The sequence below is a fragment of the Alkalibacterium putridalgicola genome (assembly GCF_040959045.1).
In the GTDB taxonomy this organism is placed as follows: domain Bacteria; phylum Bacillota; class Bacilli; order Lactobacillales; family Carnobacteriaceae_A; genus Alkalibacterium; species Alkalibacterium putridalgicola.
The window spans coordinates 2,014,440-2,034,428 of the sequence record NZ_CP162615.1; the positions used below are offsets into that span (position 1 = coordinate 2,014,440).

General features: G+C 42.4%; 20 protein-coding genes, 1 tRNA gene and 1 riboswitch. Of the genes, 9 read left to right on the top strand and 12 right to left on the bottom strand.

The features are described from left to right. Window positions 1–22 precede the first annotated feature (22 nt). Together AB4027_RS09585 and AB4027_RS09590 are read right to left on the bottom strand one after the other, a co-directional pair. Window positions 23–403 (bottom strand): VOC family protein, encoded by a 381-nt coding sequence (locus AB4027_RS09585; protein ID WP_091487197.1) that lies wholly within the window; start codon window positions 401–403, stop codon window positions 23–25. A 329-nt stretch (window positions 404–732) separates the two neighbouring features. Further along, the gene (locus AB4027_RS09590) at window positions 733–1,113 is read right to left on the bottom strand and encodes a VOC family protein (RefSeq protein WP_368645164.1); all 381 of its coding nucleotides are present in this window, start codon (window positions 1,111–1,113) and stop codon (window positions 733–735) included. Window positions 1,114–1,214: 101 nt separating this feature from the next. On the opposite strand from AB4027_RS09590, the gene AB4027_RS09595 reads away from it, so the two are divergent. Both AB4027_RS09595 and AB4027_RS09600 read left to right on the top strand, forming a co-directional pair. Then, entirely contained in the window at window positions 1,215–2,132 is a 918-nt protein-coding gene (locus AB4027_RS09595; protein ID WP_368645165.1) for an AEC family transporter, read from the top strand. 33 nt (window positions 2,133–2,165) lie between these two features. Then, the gene (locus AB4027_RS09600) at window positions 2,166–2,537 is read left to right on the top strand and encodes an iron chaperone (RefSeq protein WP_368645166.1); all 372 of its coding nucleotides are present in this window, start codon (window positions 2,166–2,168) and stop codon (window positions 2,535–2,537) included. A 436-nt stretch (window positions 2,538–2,973) separates the two neighbouring features. Here the strand turns inward: AB4027_RS09600 and AB4027_RS09605 are convergent, their stop codons facing one another. Then, complete coding sequence (locus AB4027_RS09605; RefSeq protein WP_368645167.1) at window positions 2,974–3,324, bottom strand: hypothetical protein; 351 nt, start codon at window positions 3,322–3,324, stop codon at window positions 2,974–2,976. A gap of 299 nt (window positions 3,325–3,623) precedes the next feature. Next, window positions 3,624–3,707: transfer RNA gene (locus tag AB4027_RS09610), tRNA-Leu, on the bottom strand. A 153-nt stretch (window positions 3,708–3,860) separates the two neighbouring features. On the opposite strand from AB4027_RS09610, the gene AB4027_RS09615 reads away from it, so the two are divergent. Continuing rightward, complete coding sequence (locus AB4027_RS09615; RefSeq protein ID WP_368645168.1) at window positions 3,861–4,469, top strand: HAD family hydrolase; 609 nt, start codon at window positions 3,861–3,863, stop codon at window positions 4,467–4,469. 21 nt (window positions 4,470–4,490) lie between these two features. On the opposite strand, the gene AB4027_RS09620 is transcribed toward AB4027_RS09615, so the two are convergent. The 3 genes from AB4027_RS09620 to AB4027_RS09630 form a co-directional block, all read right to left on the bottom strand. Then, entirely contained in the window at window positions 4,491–4,970 is a 480-nt protein-coding gene (locus AB4027_RS09620; RefSeq protein ID WP_368645169.1) for a SprT family protein, read from the bottom strand. A gap of 62 nt (window positions 4,971–5,032) precedes the next feature. Continuing rightward, on the bottom strand, window positions 5,033–7,213 hold the full coding sequence (locus AB4027_RS09625) for a Tex family protein (protein WP_368645170.1): 2,181 nt from the start codon (window positions 7,211–7,213) through the stop codon (window positions 5,033–5,035). Between the two features lie 87 nt (window positions 7,214–7,300). Continuing rightward, a complete protein-coding gene (locus AB4027_RS09630) occupies window positions 7,301–8,164 on the bottom strand; it encodes a metallophosphoesterase (protein ID WP_368645171.1) in 864 nt (287 codons plus the stop codon). A gap of 259 nt (window positions 8,165–8,423) precedes the next feature. Between AB4027_RS09630 and AB4027_RS09635 the strand changes: the two genes are divergently transcribed. The 3 genes from AB4027_RS09635 to AB4027_RS09645 are packed head-to-tail and all read left to right on the top strand — an operon-like array spanning window position 8,424 to window position 11,230. After that, window positions 8,424–9,287 carry an efflux RND transporter periplasmic adaptor subunit gene (locus AB4027_RS09635; protein ID WP_368645172.1) on the top strand — a complete coding sequence of 288 codons (864 nt, stop codon included), beginning with the start codon at window positions 8,424–8,426 and terminating at the stop codon, window positions 9,285–9,287. Window positions 9,288–9,301: 14 nt separating this feature from the next. Next, on the top strand, window positions 9,302–10,009 hold the full coding sequence (locus tag AB4027_RS09640; RefSeq protein WP_368645173.1) for an ABC transporter ATP-binding protein: 708 nt from the start codon (window positions 9,302–9,304) through the stop codon (window positions 10,007–10,009). Continuing rightward, window positions 10,010–11,230: an ABC transporter permease gene (locus tag AB4027_RS09645; protein WP_368645174.1), complete on the top strand. Its 1,221-nt coding sequence runs from the start codon at window positions 10,010–10,012 to the stop codon at window positions 11,228–11,230. A 408-nt stretch (window positions 11,231–11,638) separates the two neighbouring features. Here AB4027_RS09645 and AB4027_RS09650 read toward each other — a convergent pair whose 3' ends face one another. The 3 genes from AB4027_RS09650 to AB4027_RS09660 form a co-directional block, all read right to left on the bottom strand. Next, window positions 11,639–13,102 (bottom strand): NCS2 family permease, encoded by a 1,464-nt coding sequence (locus AB4027_RS09650; protein ID WP_368645175.1) that lies wholly within the window; start codon window positions 13,100–13,102, stop codon window positions 11,639–11,641. Between the two features lie 136 nt (window positions 13,103–13,238). Further along, window positions 13,239–13,336: riboswitch (purine riboswitch) on the bottom strand. A gap of 140 nt (window positions 13,337–13,476) precedes the next feature. Then, window positions 13,477–14,838 (bottom strand): glutathione-disulfide reductase, encoded by a 1,362-nt coding sequence (gene gorA, locus AB4027_RS09655; protein ID WP_368645176.1) that lies wholly within the window; start codon window positions 14,836–14,838, stop codon window positions 13,477–13,479. Beyond that, window positions 14,835–15,707: a glycosyltransferase family 8 protein gene (locus AB4027_RS09660; protein WP_177165495.1), complete on the bottom strand. Its 873-nt coding sequence runs from the start codon at window positions 15,705–15,707 to the stop codon at window positions 14,835–14,837. Before AB4027_RS09660 ends, gorA begins: the two co-directional genes overlap by 4 nt. 148 nt (window positions 15,708–15,855) lie before the next feature. Between AB4027_RS09660 and AB4027_RS09665 the strand changes: the two genes are divergently transcribed. From AB4027_RS09665 to AB4027_RS09675, 3 genes are all read left to right on the top strand, one after another. Continuing rightward, window positions 15,856–16,443, top strand: a complete 588-nt coding sequence (locus tag AB4027_RS09665) for a chromate transporter (protein ID WP_368645177.1) — start codon at window positions 15,856–15,858, stop codon at window positions 16,441–16,443. After that, window positions 16,440–17,003: a chromate transporter gene (locus AB4027_RS09670; RefSeq protein WP_368645178.1), complete on the top strand. Its 564-nt coding sequence runs from the start codon at window positions 16,440–16,442 to the stop codon at window positions 17,001–17,003. The genes AB4027_RS09665 and AB4027_RS09670 overlap by 4 nt, the downstream gene beginning before the upstream one ends. Window positions 17,004–17,358: 355 nt before the next feature. After that, window positions 17,359–18,072 (top strand): MgtC/SapB family protein, encoded by a 714-nt coding sequence (locus tag AB4027_RS09675; protein WP_368645179.1) that lies wholly within the window; start codon window positions 17,359–17,361, stop codon window positions 18,070–18,072. Between the two features lie 35 nt (window positions 18,073–18,107). On the opposite strand, the gene AB4027_RS09680 is transcribed toward AB4027_RS09675, so the two are convergent. Further along, window positions 18,108–18,434: an immunoglobulin-like domain-containing protein gene (locus tag AB4027_RS09680; protein WP_368645180.1), complete on the bottom strand. Its 327-nt coding sequence runs from the start codon at window positions 18,432–18,434 to the stop codon at window positions 18,108–18,110. A gap of 605 nt (window positions 18,435–19,039) precedes the next feature. Next, window positions 19,040–19,978 (bottom strand): DNA-binding protein WhiA, encoded by a 939-nt coding sequence (whiA, locus tag AB4027_RS09685; RefSeq protein ID WP_091488326.1) that lies wholly within the window; start codon window positions 19,976–19,978, stop codon window positions 19,040–19,042. Between the last annotated feature and the right edge of the window lie 11 nt (window positions 19,979–19,989).

Genomic DNA, 19,989 nt, shown 5'->3' on the forward strand with positions numbered 1-19,989 from the left:
GGTAAATCCCCGGCTTGCTTTATTAAAGCTGAACGATTTCGATTTTATAGCCATCCGGATCTTTAATGAAGAAATAGGAAGCTGCCCCATCCGATAATCCTTTCAGATCAGTCACCATATAACCGGATTGACTGTATTCTTCATGTATATCTTCCAAGTCGTTTACACCGATCGCGATGTGTCCGTAGCCATTACCTAAATCATACGGTTCTGCCTGATCGTAGTTATATGTGAGCTCCAGTTCATAACCGTCTCCAGGAAGCGCCAGATAAACCAGTGTGAATTTATACTCGGGATAGTCCAGCCGTCTGACCTCTTCCATCCCTAAAACATCTTTGTAAAAAGCAACTGATTTTTCCAGATTTTTCACGCGTATGCATGTGTGGATCATTTTTTTACTCATGATCTATTCCTCCGTTCATATTTATTCTTTATTTTGCCTTACTTTCATCTGAGCGTCAAGCTTTCCTGATCGTTCATTGTGTTCTGACATCAACAAAGTAAGCGATTGAATTTTTTTGAATATAATCTATATTTTAGTGTTGACATAGTTTGTTGTATGCGTTATCATTTGTATAGAAACAAAGTTAGTAGCAGTACTACTAGTTTTCTTTTTCATAAATCATCTCCTTTCTATGCAGGTGCCCTTGCGGAAACAAGGGTGCTTTTTTTTGTCCTTTTTTACTGCTTTTAGTAAGGTCGAGAACAACCCGTGGCTTCAGTGTAAAGGGTTCACACTTCATACACTTCCAGAGGCAACCCATCCGGATCTTTAAAAAAAGTGAATCTTTTCCCAGTATAAGGATCCACTCTTATTTCCTCGCAGTCAATTCCTCTATTTTCTAATTTCATTACTGTTTCACTGATATCCTCCACTCCAAAGCACAAGTGACGAAGTCCCGCTGCTTCAGGTCCGTTCGGCCGTTTAGGGGGATCAGGGAATGAAAACAGTTCGATCTGGCTTTCTCCAACTTTCAAATCGCACTTATAGGACCGTCTTTCTTCTCTGTAAACTTCATTGATTACAGGAAACTCAAGCAATTCTGTATAGAAGTGTCTGGACGTGTCATAGTCGCTCGCAATGATCGCGACATGGTGGATGGTATTGAACATAATTTGTCTCTCCTTTTGCAAATAGGTGGATGAAACGGTATAGTAGTCGTTAAGAGAATTTAATCTCTGACTACAACTCGTATAGATAGAAGGCGTTTATTATGGAAATATCTTCAGTCATTTTTAATCAGCTGCTTCAAATGTTTTTTGTGATGATGTTTGGCTTCATTTTAGTGAAATTTAAGTTTCTGAATATGGATGGCACCCAGCAGCTGGCTAATATTGTAACGAAATTTGTCATACCTATCGTCATTTTGATGTCGTTCCAGCAGGACTACGATTCAGGTCAGCTATACATACTCTTCACATCCTTTATCGGTTCTCTATCGATCATTCTTTCACGTATCGCTTTAGCACATACGCTGCTCAGGAACAGATCGAAAATCGATCGGTACGCCATCGTTTTTTCCAATACCGCCTATATGGGCATCCCGATCGTTTTGCCTATATTAGGTTATGAAGGTATCTTCTACCTTTCCATGTATATCGTCACTTCAGCGATTTTCCAGTACACATACGGGAAATGGATGCTGTCAGAAGGAAAAGAAGCCATCACGCTGCGTTCTATTTTAACAAACCCAGCCAGTTTAGGGTCGTTTATCGGTTTTGGATTGTACATTCTCCGCTTACCCCTGCCTGACATTTTATATAATAGTTTAGATACGATCGGCGGACTGAGTTCTCCTCTGGGTATGATTTTACTGGGCGGTTATCTGGCACGAAGCAGAATCAAAGACATTTTCCTGGTGAAATCGAATTACTGGACAGTTACCCTACGTTTAATTATAGCACCAACGATCGGTGTTTTCCTGCTGTGGCTTCTGCCGATCACACATCCGTCTGTCCTGCTGGTCCTGTCGATTGCCAATGCCACCCCCACAGCGATCAATACCGCACTGTTTTCCCAGCTCTATGGCGGGGATTATGAGTATGGCGCCCGGATCATTATCCTCGCCAGCTTCCTTGCCATCGTGACTATCCCTCTTATGATCAGTCTTGCCTCAGCTGTTTTGTTATAATCGATTTATACTTAAGATTGGAAGTGACTGGACATGGAAACCTTTGACGAATACTTGAAAGCAATTGACGACGAAGAAATGAAACAAATACTTTCCGATATCTATCAGCACGTGGAAAAGGTGTTTCCAGATCTAGGGAAACGTATTGCGTGGAACCAGCCGATGTATACGGATCATGATACCTTTATCATTGCATTCAGCGCAGCCAGGAACCACATTTCGGTTGCCCCTGAAAAAGCAGCCCTGCGCCAATTCAATGAAGAGATTGAAGGATCAGACTATGACCTACTCAAAGAAACCTTCAAGATCAAGCGGGCCCAGCCTGTCAACTATGACCTGCTCGACGATATGATCCGCTTTAATATCGAAGATAAAAAAGACTGCACGACATTCTGGAGAAAATAATCATATAAGAAAGAGGCTGACTGATTTGATACTTATCAGTCAGCCTCTTTTCTATTACGCCTTTTATCAACTCAGGGAAGTTTGGATCTAAACTTTGTAGAAGTGGCCAGATCTTCTATAAAGTCTCATCTACATTTCATTTGAGTTTATAGAAGTTTGCGGATGTTCTATTAAGTCATCAGCACAAACTGGTTTGGGCTGCAAGAAGATGAGCGATTTTCTTATAAGTGACCTATTAATTAGCTTTGAGTTAATAGAAGATGGTCCTTCTTTTGTAAACTCCAGAGTCTTTTGTAAAAGAGTTAGCACAAAATTGCCCTTCTTCTATTAACTCATTGAATTTAATTCAGTAGAGTTGTGACAAATAAGGCTATCTTTTAGCAACCCACTAATCAAAATCACTTTAGTTTGATAACTTCTCCTCCCATTTTTTAGATTAATCTCTTAAATTAAACCCAACAATACTATAATCTTCTACATTCACTAACTTCTCAACGTTTCCAACTATATCTTTATTTTCAGACTCAAATATTACTAAATACAGTTCTTCTTCAGAGTCCGATGCAATATCAGGCAAGTAATACTCCATTACTCCATCATTATTCAGCTCACTCGCTGTTACCTTTATAATAGTCGCTTCATTTTGATCTACCACCTCAGCTTTTTCGCTTGACGATAATTGACTATATGTTGCCTCTATAATTGCAGTATTATTATTACTGCAACCAGCAATTAAAATCACTAGTATTAATAGGGTGTATAATAAAATCTGTTTGATCTTGTCCATACCCTCACCTCAATTTCAATATTAAATACCGACTCTTATCTTGTTATTACTCTCCCCTAGTGTCTTTATCCCTATTTTTTCATGTAGTAATCGCTAACATTATATGTAATTAGTATACCTCTTATTTTAAAAGTTTACTATACGCCGTTCGATGGATTGGTTAGTATAACCTATCCAATAAAAAATTTCTATGGTTCCAAAAACTGAGACAGAACGTCTTATCCAGTTGACAAAAGCTCTTTAAATGCAGAAAAAAGACGACATCCAAAGTGAATCTGGATGCCGTCTTTTTATCATTATGCGCACGAGAAGACTCGAACTTCCACGGGGCATCGCCCCACCAGCCCCTCAAGCTGGCGCGTCTACCATTCCGCCACGTGCGCTTTATACTCAACAAATGTCATCATATCAATGTTTTGCCTGATTGTCAATATCCTTTATGTAAAAACATGCGGTTCAGTTATTAATTTCCACTCTGTATGGTATGCTTGAACAGAAGAACATCAACTGAAAATACATAAAGGAGACGAGGCAAGATGATAAAAAATGTAGTATTCGACATGGGAAATGTGCTGATCAACTATGCACCTGAAGAGTTTATCCAGGGCTACACAACAAATACAGAGCACCAGAAACGCTTATTAGACGAAATCTTTTACGCTGACTTATGGCAGCAGTTTGACCGGGGGACCATAACTAAAGAGGAACTAGTCGAAAGAGCCTCGGAAAACCTACCTGAAGAACTCCATTCATCCGTGAGTGATATCCTAGACACCTGGTATGAAAAAATGACACCCATTACCGAAATGGAAGATATTCTTAAACGGTTGAAAGCTAATGGATACGACCTCTATTTGTTTTCGAACGTGTCTCAAGATTTCCACAAATTCAAACAGATCATTCCAGGACTGGGGTACTTTGACGGGCTATTCCTTTCTTCTGACTGGAAAGGTCTTAAACCGGAAAAAGAGCTTTACCAGAAATTTTTCAGTCACTTCGATCTCGATCCGTCTGAATGCTTCTTTGTCGATGACTTAAGAGTCAATATCGAAGGGGCAAGCGCTCTGGGCATGAAAGGTCATGTTTTTGATGGGAATATCGATGACCTCAAAAATCACTTCATGCAAGTCGGAATCGTCATTTGATAAAAAAAGACAGCCGCTGATTTAGTCAACGGCTGTCTTTTTCGTTTCGGTTTCTCCCAACAGTTCAAATCTTCCTTGACACCTGGCGCAGACGAATTTGGCCGTATTGAACCGCCTCCTTCTCTGAGCAACGCTCCCGCACTTTCCGCACTGATACTTCCAGACTTTGATCGGCTGGCTCGAATCCTTAAGCGACGGCGTGTAGCGCAGTCCATCCACTTCTTCAAGCAAATTTTTGAAGTCTCTGTCCTTGTGCTGATACCCTTTACCATTTAAGTGCAGATGATAATGACACAGTTCATGTTTGATGACCCCTATGAAGGTCTCCATCCCTGCTTTTTCGAAAACTTTCGGATTAAAGTCCAGATGATGTGAGCCAAGATGGTAACGGCCGCCAGTCGTTCGCAGTCGTCGGTTGAATGATGCTTTGTGTCTGAACGGCCGTTTGAAGTGTTTCAGCGAAACCTCTTCCACTAAACGCTGCAGCTCATGTGTTTCCATTAAACTTCCGCCTTTTATAAAGTCAGAGGCCAGGCGTCTTTCCTGACCTCTCTGAATATTTTTTATTTATTCTCTTTTTCGACCATGCTGAGTGAGATACGTCCTTTATTCAGATCAACTGAATCGATCCAGACTTTCACGATATCCCCGACAGCGACCACATTGCTTGGATGTTTTACGTAAGAATTACTCAGTTTTGAGATATGGACAAGACCGTCCTGTTTCACACCGATATCGACGAAGGCTCCAAAGTCGACCACATTTCTCACGGTCCCTTCAAGCTCCATGCCTTCTTTCAAATCTTCCATTGTCAGGACATCAGTACGCAGAAGCGGTGCCGGCATGTCGTCACGCATGTCTCGTCCTGGGGCGACCAAGGCTTTTTTGATGTCTTCGATCGTTTCCTGACCCAGACCTGTTTCTTCCATTATCTTTTCATCATCCACGAGTTTGAATCGGGCTTTTAGCTCACCTGATCCTAGACTGTCTTTAGTCAAGCCGGTCAATTCGATGATTTGTTTTGCTTCTTTATACGTTTCCGGATGGATACCGGTATTATCGAACGGCTCTTTCCCGTCCGGGATGCGCAGGAAACCGACCGACTGTTCAAAGGCTTTAGGACCAAGGCGCTTTACTTTCTTCAGCTGTGATCGGCTGGTGAATTTTCCGTTTTCTTCACGGTAGGTCACGACGTTTTCAGCTGTCGTTTTTGTCAGCCCGGAGATATGTTTCAGCAAAGCTGCACTTGCGGTATTCACATTGACGCCCACCTGGTTGACCACGACTTCGATGACAAAGTCCAGCTGGTCGCTCAGTTTTTTCTGAGACACATCGTGCTGGTATTGACCGACGCCGATAGCTTCCGGATCGATCTTGACCAGTTCGGCTAAAGGATCCTGGAGACGTCTGGCAATGCTGACGGCACTGCGCTGTTCGACTTGCAGGTCAGGAAATTCCCGCCGTGCTTCCGGACTGGCCGAATAAACAGAAGCCCCTGCTTCGTTGACAATGACGTAGGCTACTTTTTTATCTACTTCTTTCAGTGCTTCAGCGGTAAAGGTCTCGGATTCGCGACTCGCCGTCCCATTCCCGATGGCCACAGTATCCACATCAAATTTCTTGACCATATCCAAAAACTTGCCTTTAGCTTCCTGGCGTTTTGAGGCTGATGCCGGTTTATGCGGATAGATCACATCGATGCCTAATACCTTACCCGTTGCATCGATAACAGCTAGCTTACATCCCGTACGGTAAGCCGGGTCCAGTCCTAAAATCGTCTGGTCTTTTAAAGGTGCCTGGAGCAGCAGGTTACGCAGGTTTTCTCCAAAGACTTGGATGGCCTGTTCTTCCGCTTTTTCGAAGAGGTCACTTCTTAGTTCCCGTTCGATCGCCGGACCGATAAAGCGTTTATAGGCATCACTGATGGCTTCTTTTACTTTTTCAGTTGCTTCTGTCGACTCGTCGCCAGGCAGCTCCTGACGAGCCATATAACGGTTGATATAGTCTTCATCCACCGCGATCCCGACAGAAAGGATGTCTTCCTTCTCCCCACGGTTCAGTGCCAGTATACGATGAGAAACTAAGGTATCGAGCGATTCTGAGTAGTCGTAGTACATCTCAAAGACGCCTTTTTGATCGGCCTCTTCATCTTTGACTTTGGAGACTATCTGCCCTTTATTATAGGTATAGTCGCGAATCCATTCACGATAGGTCGGATTATCGGAAATATATTCCGCTAAGATCTCATGGACACCTGCCAGAGCCTCTTCGACTGAAGTCACACCATTCTCTTCGTCGATGTATTTCTCAGCTTCATCCTCTAAAGAGCCTGAAGGATAAGTCAGTACCCATTCAGCCAGTGGTTCCAGTCCCTGCTCCTTGGCGATCGTTGCTTTCGTGCGGCGTTTCTGTTTGTACGGACGATACAGGTCTTCCACACGCTGCATCTGATTCGCTGTTTTGATCTCTTTTTCAAGCTCCGGGGTCAGCTTGCCCTGTTCTTCAATGGAAGCCAGGACATCTGTTTTTCGTTTTTCCAGATTCGTCAGATACGTGTGCCGCTCTTCGATCTCTCTGATCTGCACTTCATCCAGTGACCCTGTCGCCTCTTTACGGTAACGGGCTATAAAAGGGACCGTATTGCCGTCGTCCAGCAGATCCAGTACAGAGGTGATCTGTTTTTTAGAATAGCCTTTCAAATCTTTGATCAGTAAATTCATTACATGTTTGTTTTCTTCTGTCAATCTATTCATCTCCAATATGTTCGTTCATCCTATTCAGTTTATCATAAAATCAAAAAAGAGCGAATCCATAATTTGGGATCCGCCCTCTTAAAGGTCGAACGTGACCAGACTTTTTTCCAGCTGATTTTTCAGCCGCTTATCCGTCCAATGCTTACTGCTCCCCAGACAAGGTGATATAAAGGTCCGTTCTGATTCACGGACGACTTTTCTGAAGTGGACATGGCCCATGATACTGTACTTGATGGACTCAAAGTCATTATAAACGGCTTCATATCCTTTGGCTCCAAGAAAAGCATTCGCATAGTTATAGATACGGTGCGGCAGCGGAACGACGAATTCCGGATGCGTTGCTACATGCGTCATCAGAATGATTTTTTTATCCTTGACTGAATGCAGATCTCTATAAAGCTGGTTCAGCATAGCCTGACTCACATCTTTATCTTTTTGGTTCCAGTTCACGAAATGCAGATCGTTCCACGAAGCAAAACCGTACTTCTTCTTTTCAAACTGGGCTTCACTGTATTTATCCTGATCAGCATAACCGTAATCATACCAGCCAGGAGTTCCCACCACTGCCCAATTGTCATCAATATCGTAAGGCTTCCCGACAAGCGAATACGACTGCTTATTGAAAAAATCGTTGATTTCATGACTATCTGTAATGTCGTGTTCCTTTGCCCAGTAATCATGATTCCCGGGAACGAATTTTACAGGGATCCGACTTTCTTCCGCAAGTTTTTCCAGAAAAGCATGACTTTCCAAATAATGATTGGAAATATCTCCAGCTATGAGCAGAACATCTACAGCTTTTTCTTTAATCAAAGTTGACAAGATAGAAAGCGTGGTTTCTCCATCTTCCAGCTCCCATTTATTGCGATCGATGTGCAGATCCGATAATGTGCCTATTCTCATACTGATTATGAATCCTTCTGCAAAAACTTTATCTTTCATTAGAGTTTCTCCTTCCCCATTACTTTCATCGTTTATATTTAAGCTGATTGTATTTATAGTTTACCACATATCAAAACCACACACTAAACGGACCCTCTTGAGTCATTGTTTATTATATACAAGTCAACACTCCATCTTTATCAAAGCGTGAAGATTTCATGATTTTATCTCGTATTCATAGAAACACACTCTGTCAACCTGTATAATTAACGTTGTGACTTATTTAATAAGAATAAGAATTGAGAAAGGACGCTTAATTATGAGAGGAAAAAAATGGATAGGATTAATAGTCTTTCTGGCCTTTGTCGGCTTCGTGGGTTACAGCATCTACAGCAGTCAGCAGGAAGATGACATAGCGACTGTCAGAACAGCTGAGGTCATGGAACAAGATATTACTGAAACGATAGTAACTTCTGGAACGATCGAACCCAGTGAGACACAGGAAATCATCGGTCAGGGTCTCGTGACAGAACTGAACGTGGCTGTCGGAGATACCGTTGAAGAAGGCGATACACTCGTCACTTATATGGACGGTACGGCTTTTGAAGCGGACTTTGACGGGACAGTGACTCAAGTAAATGTGTCAGAAGACGCCGCGGACACGAGTGCGCAGCAGGGACGTCCGTCGCTCGTCATCGCGAACTTGAACGATTTAAATGTCGCACTTCAGTTATCACGTTCCGATGCAAGCGAAGTCGCGGTCGATCAGGAAGTAATCTTAACTTACAATGACGATGAATTCGGAGGCACTGTTTCAGAAATCGATCCAGTCGCCACTCAGCAGCAGACTCAGACTGGCGCCACATCACAACTGGGTGCACGAGTCACCTTTGATTCCGACACGTCTGACCTGATTGCCGGTTTTGAGATCGATGTCGACATTATCGTGGATTCACAAGATGGGGCTTTAGTCATACCAGTAGAAGCACTGAATTACAATGAAAACAACGAACCCTATGTATTTATCGTTAACGACGGTATCACAGAGCGTGCCGATATAGAAACTGGTATCCAGTCTGAAGCCATTATCGAAGTGGTGAACGGCGTTTCAGCAGGAGATCAGGTCGTTCTATCTCCCGGCGCAGATATTGAAGATGGAATCGAAGTCGAGCTGGAAAACTAGAAGGAGGATATCTCGTGATAGAAATTACCGATATAGAGAAAATATATCGTTTGGGCGGAGAAACGATCAAAGCACTGGATAAAGTGACGCTCTCGATCAAAGAAGGAGAATTCACCTCCGTCATGGGTCCCAGCGGTTCCGGAAAATCCACGCTCATGAACATTCTGGGTTTGCTCGACCGTTTTGACAGTGGCAAATATCTGCTCAATGGGACGGACGTGACAGGTCTATCGGATTCGCAGCTGGCCGGGATCAGAAATAAAGAGATCGGGTTTGTCTTTCAGTCTTTTAACCTGATGGCCCGTATGAATGTCCTGGAAAATGTCATGCTGCCCCTGGTCTACGCTAGAGTTCCTTATAATGAACGCAAGGAGCGCGCGACAGAAGCGCTGGAAAAAGTGGGTCTGGGCGACCGGTTGTATCATTTCACCAATGAAATATCCGGTGGACAGAAACAGCGTGTGGCTATAGCCCGGGCGATCGTCAATCGTCCTTCTGTTCTCATGGCAGATGAACCGACAGGAAACCTGGATTCAAAAACGACAGAAGATATCATGCATATTTTTCAGGAATTGAACGAAGAAGGTACGACGATCGTCATGGTCACTCATGAGCCGGAAATGGCTGCCTACACAAAACGTATCGTTCATTTCCGCGATGGAAAAATCATAGAAGATGAAAAAGTGACACCGAAACAGCTCTCACATACGGAGGTGGATTAAGTGTTTATAAAAGAAAATTTTAAAATGGCACTCGACAGTATTTTTGCAAACAAGATGCGCTCATTCCTGACGATGCTTGGTATCATTATCGGGATCGCTTCTGTTATTGCGATTCTAGCCGTTGGAAATGGTGCCGCACAAGAGATCACCTCAACTTTCAGTGACCTGGGTGCGACAACGATCAACCTGACAGCAAATACGGTGGACGAACCGGACAAAGCCCTAGAGCAGGAAGATTTAGTTGTGCTGAAGGATTCCATCGATGAAATCAGGTATATCTCTCCTAACGAAACGATCACTGGAACAGCATCGACGGATATGGATACCCGCCAGTCGGTCATCTCCTACGGTACACCTGATCTGCAGTTTCTCAGTCAGGCGATGAGTTCCAATCTGATCCACGGACGCTACTTCAATCAAGTCGACTTTGACGAAAGCAATGAAGTCGTCGTGATCGATACTGACGGTGCTGAAGCTCTCTTTGGACGGACTGATGTCGTGGGCGAAACACTGTCTATGACGATCACTCAGTCTCGTTTTGACCTGCGGATCGTGGGCGTGGTGGAAGGCTCTTTCGCCAATATGCAGGGAGCATTTGATGCTGATCAGATCCCCTTATTTATGGCCATGCCTCAATCCACAATTGGCCAGCAGATTCCTCAGTTTGCCGGAATGAGTTCCGTCATCATCGAAGTCGAAGATACGGAACAGATCGAACCTATCTCGAATCAAGTCGTCCGGCTTTTGGAACTTCGAAATGATGCGGTTGGTGAAAACATTTATAACGCCAGAAACTTCCTGCAGGCACTCGATCAGGTCAATAATGTCTTGAGTCTGTTTATCAACTTCATCGCAGCAGTTGCCGGCATCGCCTTGCTTGTCGGTGGTATCGGCGTCATGAATATCATGCTGGTGTCCGTGACTGAGCGAACGCGAGAAATCGGAACCCGTAAAGCACTGGGGGCAACGACCAGAACCATCCTGATTCAGTTCCTGATGGAAGCCATCATCTTAAGTCTCATTGGTGGAATGATCGGTCTGACTTTGGGTATTCTTCTCTCGAATATCATTGCGGGTGCGTTAAATATCGTACCGATTTATACGCTCGGCAGCGTGGCACTTGTTCTCGTCTTTTCAACAGCAGTCGGTATCTTCTTCGGTATCTATCCTGCACGTAAAGCGGCAAGGCTGAACCCGATCGATGCATTACGATTCGAATAAAGATTTTTTTTAGTATAAAAGAACCCGTGAGATCAGTTTCTAATGATCTCACGGGTTTTTACATTATGAATGTGTCTTCGGTTGGTTCCACGCTTGTTTTTATTTCTAAGCGCCGAATCTGCACTTACTTCGGTCGTTTGAAATCATTCAAAACTTTCTACTTACCGAACTTCTCCTTCTTCGACACTTAGGATGTTTATCTTTATTCCTATCGACCGAACCGGCACCTACTTCGGTCGTTTGAAATCATTCAATTCCTTCTACTTACCGAACTTTCCCGTCTTCGACACTTACAGTGATCACAGTCATTCCAAAACGCCGAACCACGCCTCTCTTCTACTCTTATCAACTCATAAAAAAAGGAGCAGAGCCTCCCCGGGCTCCGCTCCTTTACCAGATTAACTCATATTAAATTAAGCCTAGAATAACAAAGTTGAAGATGAACAGCGCTGTCGTGGCCCATAAAACCGGATGAACGACATGTACTTTCCCTTTGACGACTTTTGTAATAATGTAGAACAGGAAACCAGCTGCGATACCGTAAGATATACTGTAAGTGAATCCCATAAATATCGATGCGAAGAATGCCGGAATAGCTTCTTCCAGATTATTCCAGTCGATTTCTGAAAAAGCAGACATCATTAGAATACCGACAACGATCAATGCCGGTGCTGTTGCAGCGCCTGGTACGATCGACATGACCGGAGAGAAGAATGCTGTAAGCAGGAACAGTGTACCCGTCGTCAGACTTGTCAAACCTGTGCGCCCGCCGGCTCCAATGCCTGCAGCACTTTCAACGAAGGTAGTGACAGGTGATGTCCCGAATACTGCCCCGATGGAAGTTGCGACTGTATCTGCAAGTAACGCTTTTTCCATTTTCGTATTCAAGCCGTTTCCTTTATCCATCGACTTCTCATCGTCTAAAGTAAAGATTCCCGCTTTTCTTCCCGTCCCGATAAAGGTACCGATCGTATCGAAGATGTCGGTCAGTGTGAAAGCAAAAATCGTGATTAATATAATGGCGTAACGTGAGGGATCAGCCAATAAAGACCCCAGTCCTTCCGAACCAAAAGCTGCGCCGAATGTTGTTCCTAACTCCCCAAAAGCGGATCCGATAGAATTCGCCGGATTGCTTAATCCAGATAAGTCAGTCACGCCCATTGGAATCCCCATAATGGTCGTGAAGACGATACCGATCAGAATAGCACCTTTGACCTTAGCTACCATCAGAATGATCGTCACAACTAGACCGATCAATGCAAGCAAGGCATATGGATTAGTGAAACTTCCCATATCCGGAATTATACCGCCTCCAGTCACGATCGAATCGATAGCTCCATTGATCTCCGTTCCTGCAGTATACGGCTCATTGTTTACAGAGATGATCGACTGTCCTTCAGAAGTGAACGACAGCAGTTCTGCATTTTTCAGTCCAATGTACGCAATAAACACGCCAATGCCCCCGCCGATGGCATGCTGCAGTGATTCTGGAATCGCATGAATGATTTTCTTTCTGATCGAAGTAACGGTAATCAATATCCCTACAACACCAGTTAAAAAGACCATGAACAGTGCTTCCTGCCAGGTAAAGCCTAGTGCAAAAACAACTGTGTATGTGAAGAAAGCATTCAAGCCCATCCCCGGGGCCTGTGCATAAGGTACATTTGCATATAAAGCCAAAATGAGTGTGCCTACTGCAGCGGATATGACTGTCGCTAAAAATACCGCTTGTGTCGGCATACCGGTCAATGCTAAAATTTGTGGATTAACGAATATGATATATGACATGGCAAAAAACGTAGTCAATCCGGCGGCGATTTCTGTTCCTACGGTGGTATCGTTCTCTTTCAAGTGAAAGAATTTTTCTAACAAAGATAAAACCCTCTTTCGTATGTTTTCTCCATTTCCGTGGAGTTACTGCAAAGGGTTATCTAATAAAACAATGGGAAATACACATGTAAATGAAAAAAAGACGGTTTCCCGTCTTTAATCAACTACATCATAAACAATACGAATTGTTTAATCTAATAGTCAATCCTTTAAGGGGATTGGTAGAAACTATAGCCCATATCGCTAAATTATATTAGATAACACTTATTAAGATGGTTTAATCATAGTACACCCAATCTCAAAAAGCAACAATATACGTAAAATTAATTATATTTTAATGTAAATAGTTCGCATTTAACCAGAATCCGAACATTTATTTTTCTGAAAGCCTTGTCAGTCGACCTAAACACGTATGATTATCGCATCGTGACGAACTCTTCAGCTGCTGTCGGATGGATCGCTACTGTCCGGTCAAAGTCTCGTTTTGTCGCACCCATTTGAATTGCGACTGCAAAACCTTGGAGCATTTCGTCCATCCCTTTACCTATACCGTGTAAGCCGACGATTTTTTCCCTTTTCCCTACACAGACCAGTTTCATGAAGGCTTTTTGTCGGTTACCGGTAATGGCGCTGTGCATTGAAGTAAACGTGGAGCGGTATATTTTTATATACTCATCCGGAAACAGATCTCGGGCCTGTTCTTCAGTCATCCCCACTGTACCGATTGGCGGATGAGTGAAAATAACGGTCGGAATATTATCATACTCTAAATACTCGTTCTCCTGTTTGTTAAACAATCGTTCTGATAACCGTCGTCCGGCTGCGATCGCAACGGGAGTCAATTCAGCACGGCCAGTCACATCACCGACTGAATATATCTTATCTCCAGTCGTGTTCTGAAAACGATCGACTTCGACGTATCCACCAGGGTAGACATTCACACCCGCTGCTTCCAGATTCAGTCCGCTGGTATTCGGCACTCGTCCTGTTGCCCACAGGACCTGTTCCGTTTCATGCATGGTACCGTCTTTAAAATGCAGAACATACGACTGTTCACTCTTTTTTTCCAGACGGATCACTGTTTTGTTCACATGCACATGCTGGCCTTCACTCTCCGAGATAGCCTGGTAGCCTTCACAGATGATCGAATCAAAATTATAAAGTGGTGCCGGTTTCCTGACGAACAGATGTGTTTCTACACCTAAGGCATTCATTATCCCGCTCATTTCAACACCGATATAGCCGCCACCAATGACTGCGATGCTTTTAGGCAGTTCCTTGAGTTGGAAAACATCATCCGATACGATGCCTAAATCGCCCCCCGGTATATCCAAACGTTTCGGTTTGCCGCCTGTAGCGATCAGGATATGTTCTGCCGTAATTTTCTGGCCATTGACTTCCACCGTAGAGTCATCTATAAAGGAGGCCTTTCCTTTGATATGTTTAACATTGTTTGAATCCAGTCCCTTTTTATAGGCAGTATGTAGAAAGGAGATATATTTATCTCTGTTCTCCATCATCTGCTTATAATGAAAGACCGGTTCCTGTTTGAATTCGATTCCATAGTCCTCTCCGTATAAATGTAAAGACTCCATCATTTCAGCAACATACCACATGACTTTCTTCGGTACACAGCCTAAATTGACGCAGGTCCCTCCGAGCTGATCTTCCTCGATCAAAGCCACCCGTGCACCATGCATCCCTGCACGATTAGCGGAGGCTATTCCCCCGCTTCCTCCGCCAATAACCAGATAATCAAAATCATATTTCTTATTCATATTCTACTCCCCTTATTCATTAATGGCTGCTGTTCAACCAAATTATATGTTCTTTTTTCAGCATCGAAGTAATAGTCTCCCAGTGTGTATTTATATTTATCACGTTCATTCCATGGTTTGTGTTTACCTGAATAATGAATGAACACAACGTCATTTTCAATCATCTTAAGATTATACTTGTTAGGAAAGATGACTTTAAGCTTCTCGTATACCTTCGGATTCATATTGTAAATACGCCAGTCTTCTTCCTTAATATCGTTCACGTAAAGCATATTAAAAATATCCTGGTCTGGAAGAATGAGAATGGATTTATTCTCTCTTATCGCTTCCACCAGCCGATCCGGGTCTCCCACACGTCTCAACTTTTCCAGATCCATCAAAACTACACCAGAGTTGAAATAATTTTCCGATTCAAAATTTCTCAGGCGCAGATTGTTGAATGGCTGGACCCATTTAGTTTTATATTTATAATTTGTTGCGATAAAAGAATGACCGCTAAATGATTTGTTGTAAAACGGTCGAATGTCACCGACATTGACAATGTCCGGATCTAAATACAGGATTCGGCCGACATCCTCAGGCAGGATATACGGTGCAAACATCCATAAATACATTTCTAATGCATAGTACCGGGTAATAGCCAGCTTATCAGATGATTTGAAGAAGTCTTTACTGTAAATAGCGATCAGCTCATGATCTCCTTCGCGGTCCACAAACTCCTGCAATTCTTTCAATTTCCGCTCATTTATTCCAGCATGCAACAGGTACATGCGAAATGATTCATCCGGATGATTTTCTACAAGTGATTGAATCAGCACTTTTAAAGGATAAATATAATTTTCATCTAAGGAAAACAATAAATTAATCATACTAACGCCTCCAAGCATGTACATTGTTAATGACATTATACCGATTATTTGATCAAAACACACACAAATGGCATTTTTTAATTCTTTCTCTTTGAAACAACTTTGAATTCTACTATAATTAAAGTTAGATTGCAAAGGAGAGAAAACGATGGAGAAGATGGATAATAAGACATTGTATATAAAACTTTTTAAATCGACATTCTTTTTAAGTATGTTTACGTTTGGTGGAGGATATGTCATTGTTCCGCTTATGGAAAAAAAATTCGTCAATGAGTTAGGCTGGATCAATGAAGATGAAATGCTGGACCTTATTGCATTGGGACAATCTTCTCCAGGACCTATTGCGGTCAATACCTCGATTCTTATCGGTTATCGAATGGCTGGCGTCCCGGGTGCCATGGTCACTGTTTTAGGAACTATTCTGCCTCCATTATTTATTATGACAGCTTTAGCATACATCTACATAGCTGTGAGAGATAATGCCATCGTCAATAACGTATTACTCGGCATGCAGGCCGGTGTGGCAGCCATTATCGTGAATGTCGTTTACAATATGGGGAAACGTATCGTCGTGCAGAAGAAAATCATTCCCATCCTCGTTATGATAGCTGCTTTGGTAGCAGGCATCGTCTATCAAGTCAATATCCTTTGGCTACTTCTGTTTTCAGGGATCATCGGCGCATTGACTACGATCTGGAAACTGACACATGAAGACAATGAGGTGGAGAAAAAATGATTTATTGGGAATTATTCCTCAGTTTTTTTCAAATAGGCATATTTAGTTTCGGTGGTGGATATGCTGCCTTGCCATTGATCGAACAGGAACTTATTTCTGTTCAAGGGTGGATAACCAATCAGCAGTTTATTGATATTCTGACTCTCTCAGAAATGACGCCTGGGCCTATCGCCATCAATGCCGCTACCTTTTCCGGAAACCAGATAACGGGTGTGTTCGGTGGAGTCGTGGCAACGATCGGTGTCACACTTCCCTCCGTCATCATCGTTCAGTTGCTGGCTTATTTCTATTTCAAATATAAAAACATCACAATGGTTCAGGGAATCATTCAAGGCTTGAGACCTGCCGTCGTTGCCTTGATCGCTTCTGCCGGACTGACCATCTTTCTCACTGCCATGTTCGGACACAGTGACTGGCCGCTCGATCTGGGCGAACTCAATTATGTTTCCATCGTTTTCTTTGCCATAGCTATCTTTTTAATGAGAAAATTTAAAGCCAGTCCCATTCATGTTATGATTATTACAGGTACTCTTGGCGGCATCGTCTATTCACTAATATAAAACAAAAAAGAGTGGCGCAAAGTTTATTTGAACGTTGCACCACTCTTTTTTACTAGCTAAGTTCTTTATTACAACCTTTATCTTAACTTTTAGTCCTATTATTTTCATGTGATGTTCGATATAACCTCATCATGCATCCTTCTCCTAAAACAAGCAACTTGGAGTCTGCCTCCTCTTTTGATCCCGTACGTATAAATCATTACGTATATTAACGCAATGGCTGCTTGATCGCATAAGGTTACATAAACACACACAGAAAAAGATGAGATTTACTCTTGTACTAATCTAACAAATCTGACTTGAAATTTATGCATTAATTTATCATAATAGTATAAAGATCACAGAGGAGGATACTATGGCTATAGATCAACGCGAAATGCTTATACGTTTATTACTGGCGGCACTGGTGGGAGGAATTATCGGATTCGAAAGAGAATTAAAAGGTCGGGATGCCGGTATACGTACGCATATGCTGGTGAGTTTAGGCGCGGCCATCATCACCATGATTCAACTGGAAACCAGCAGCTGGCTGCTGGATTTTTCTAAAGACAATCCAGACTTAGCCAATATTTTGACCTCTGATATTACACGGCTCACTGCTCAAATCGTCAACGGTATTGGTTTCCTGGGCGCTGGAACCATCATCGTTAGTAAACGCACTGTCACTGGGTTAACAACGGCTGCTTCCATATGGGCTGTTGCAAGTTTAGGTATCGCAGTCGGAATGGGATATTACTTTATGGCCCTCTCAGGCGCGTTTATCATGCTGGTCGTTCTGCGTCTTTTAAAAACAATATTCAAAATAGACCGGACCAAGCAGCTGGGGATAACGTATAAATACCGTGAAGAAACATTGAAGTATCTGGAAAACAGTTTCACAGAAAATAATATTTCCGTTGTTTCAACTGACCATACCATTACGTATATGGAAGACGGAACGACCTTCTGCGAAGATCTATATACCTTACACTTGCCGAACAATTTTGATACTATGGACTATATTTCAAAAGTGGGATCGAATCCCAATGTCCTGAAAATAAACACGATAAAAACAAATTTTGATAATTAAATAAAAGACGAATCATTGCTCAAATGATTCGTCTTTTATTTCTGCACTTCGAATTCAGCAGCAAGCACTTCTCCTTCGATTTCTCTAACTATGCGGTAGTTACCCGTTTTCAGAGGTTCATAATACTCCATAGACAGTTCTTCCTGAGCCTTTTTACCAGGATCCAGAGAATATACGATCATAATAAATGCCATCTCTTCGTTCGGTTCGACAACATACCATTCACCAGCCTTCTCTTTTTCCAGACTGAAGGCTGCCCCATAGGAGATCTCATCTTCAGAATCATTGATGGTATTTAAGATAAAGGTCTCACCTTCAGGATCATACACATCTTTCTCGAGTTCGATCCTCACATTTTCCATAGTATTCACCTCTTCATAAGGAGATGGTTCCGCTTCCTTTTCGGTGCATGCCCCTAATAAAAACAGACATATAATGAATGTAAGATTCAGGATATACTTTCTTTTCAGTATCAAAACGTTCACCCCCTCTACTATATATGTATACTATACTAAAAATTAGAAGGAAAAAATATATTCACGGCCTGATATCTCAAGGATAACTAAAAAAACCAATTCTCATAAAACGAGAACTGATTTTTTTAGTAAGTGATGATTAGCTAGACATCCGTGGATCGTGGCGCCCCTGTTTAACTCGCGACATCTTAAGTTCACACGCGCTTCTTATTCTAGAAAAGATTAAACACTCTATCGGCTCAGTGATCCTGTAGAAAGAAAACTAATCGTCGACGAGTTGCGAAGCTCCTGCCATAGAACATTGCAGTCCATTTAAATCATAGTCGGACAGAGCTGCTTATATATACGAGGGGGTTATATCTGCAATGGAATCCAAAAGTGCAAATCTAATATCGTTAGATATTCAGTAAATTGTACCCTTCGAGCATTTATAAATACGGAAGTCCCCCGTTTTTTATTTTATATGCGCCAAGCTATGCACCACTAATTTATTAAGCAGGATTTTTCTGCCTTATTTCTTCGGCGATTTGGTTTATCTTTCTCAAACGATGGTTGACACCTGATTTAGAAACCCCGCCATTAGGAAGCAGCTCACCCAGCTCCTTCAGGCTGATATCCGGATTATCCACCCTCACCACGGCAATTTCTTTAAGTTTTTCAGGCAAAGTATCTAATCCCCTTGCTCTTTCGATCAGGCGGATATTTTCGATTTGCTTGGATGCTGCATCGATCGTTTTATTCAGATTTGCATTTTCGCAATTCACTAAACGGTTAACTGAATTACGCATGTCTCGTACAATACGTACATCTTCAAATCTGAACATACTTCCGGTAGCACCTATTAATGCCAGAAAATCGGCGATCTTTTCAGATTCTTTCAGATAGACGATATAACCATTTCTTCGTTCGTGTACCCGTGCATTCAGCTCAAATACCTGCATCATTTCACAGATATCATTATTATGTTCTTCATAGCTTGAATGGATCTCCAGATGATAACGGCTCGTGTCTGGGCTATTCACTGATCCACCGGCCAGAAAAGCGCCTCTTAGATAAGATTTGATTTTCTGTTTATTGGTCTTGATTTCTTCCTGAACATGACCGTGATACAGCATGCCATCCATTATCCCCAATTCTTTAAGGATGACTTTACAGCCGCTTTTCAGCCTGACGATATACACATTATTTTTTTTCAGTTTCATCTTTTTTCTGACAAGCAGTTCTGACTCCACATCAAAATTATCTTTGATCAAGGAATAGATCCTTCTAGCGATAGCGGCATTTTCAGTTTGTACATTTAATAAAAAATCATGATCCTGGATGCTTAACGTACCGTTCATTCTTATCAAGGCAGCCAGTTCAGCCTTGGCATGTTCCGGATGCACTTCAAGCAGTGTTAATTCTTTTTTTACATCAAACGCAAATGACATTGCTTTCACTT

Coding starts and splice junctions, on each gene's coding strand:
- AB4027_RS09595 (WP_368645165.1), top strand. CDS start 1,215: ATGGAAATATCTTCAGTCATTTTTAATCAGCTGCTTCAAATGTTTTTT.
- AB4027_RS09670 (WP_368645178.1), top strand. CDS start 16,440: ATGATTTATTGGGAATTATTCCTCAGTTTTTTTCAAATAGGCATATTT.
- AB4027_RS09615 (WP_368645168.1), top strand. CDS start 3,861: ATGATAAAAAATGTAGTATTCGACATGGGAAATGTGCTGATCAACTAT.
- AB4027_RS09605 (WP_368645167.1), bottom strand. CDS start 3,324: ATGGACAAGATCAAACAGATTTTATTATACACCCTATTAATACTAGTG.
- AB4027_RS09590 (WP_368645164.1), bottom strand. CDS start 1,113: ATGTTCAATACCATCCACCATGTCGCGATCATTGCGAGCGACTATGAC.
- AB4027_RS09660 (WP_177165495.1), bottom strand. CDS start 15,707: ATGATTAATTTATTGTTTTCCTTAGATGAAAATTATATTTATCCTTTA.
- AB4027_RS09665 (WP_368645177.1), top strand. CDS start 15,856: ATGGAGAAGATGGATAATAAGACATTGTATATAAAACTTTTTAAATCG.
- gorA (WP_368645176.1), bottom strand. CDS start 14,838: ATGAATAAGAAATATGATTTTGATTATCTGGTTATTGGCGGAGGAAGC.
- AB4027_RS09620 (WP_368645169.1), bottom strand. CDS start 4,970: ATGGAAACACATGAGCTGCAGCGTTTAGTGGAAGAGGTTTCGCTGAAA.
- AB4027_RS09630 (WP_368645171.1), bottom strand. CDS start 8,164: ATGAAAGATAAAGTTTTTGCAGAAGGATTCATAATCAGTATGAGAATA.
- AB4027_RS09675 (WP_368645179.1), top strand. CDS start 17,359: ATGGCTATAGATCAACGCGAAATGCTTATACGTTTATTACTGGCGGCA.
- AB4027_RS09585 (WP_091487197.1), bottom strand. CDS start 403: ATGAGTAAAAAAATGATCCACACATGCATACGCGTGAAAAATCTGGAA.
- AB4027_RS09635 (WP_368645172.1), top strand. CDS start 8,424: ATGAGAGGAAAAAAATGGATAGGATTAATAGTCTTTCTGGCCTTTGTC.
- whiA (WP_091488326.1), bottom strand. CDS start 19,978: ATGTCATTTGCGTTTGATGTAAAAAAAGAATTAACACTGCTTGAAGTG.
- AB4027_RS09600 (WP_368645166.1), top strand. CDS start 2,166: ATGGAAACCTTTGACGAATACTTGAAAGCAATTGACGACGAAGAAATG.
- AB4027_RS09680 (WP_368645180.1), bottom strand. CDS start 18,434: ATGGAAAATGTGAGGATCGAACTCGAGAAAGATGTGTATGATCCTGAA.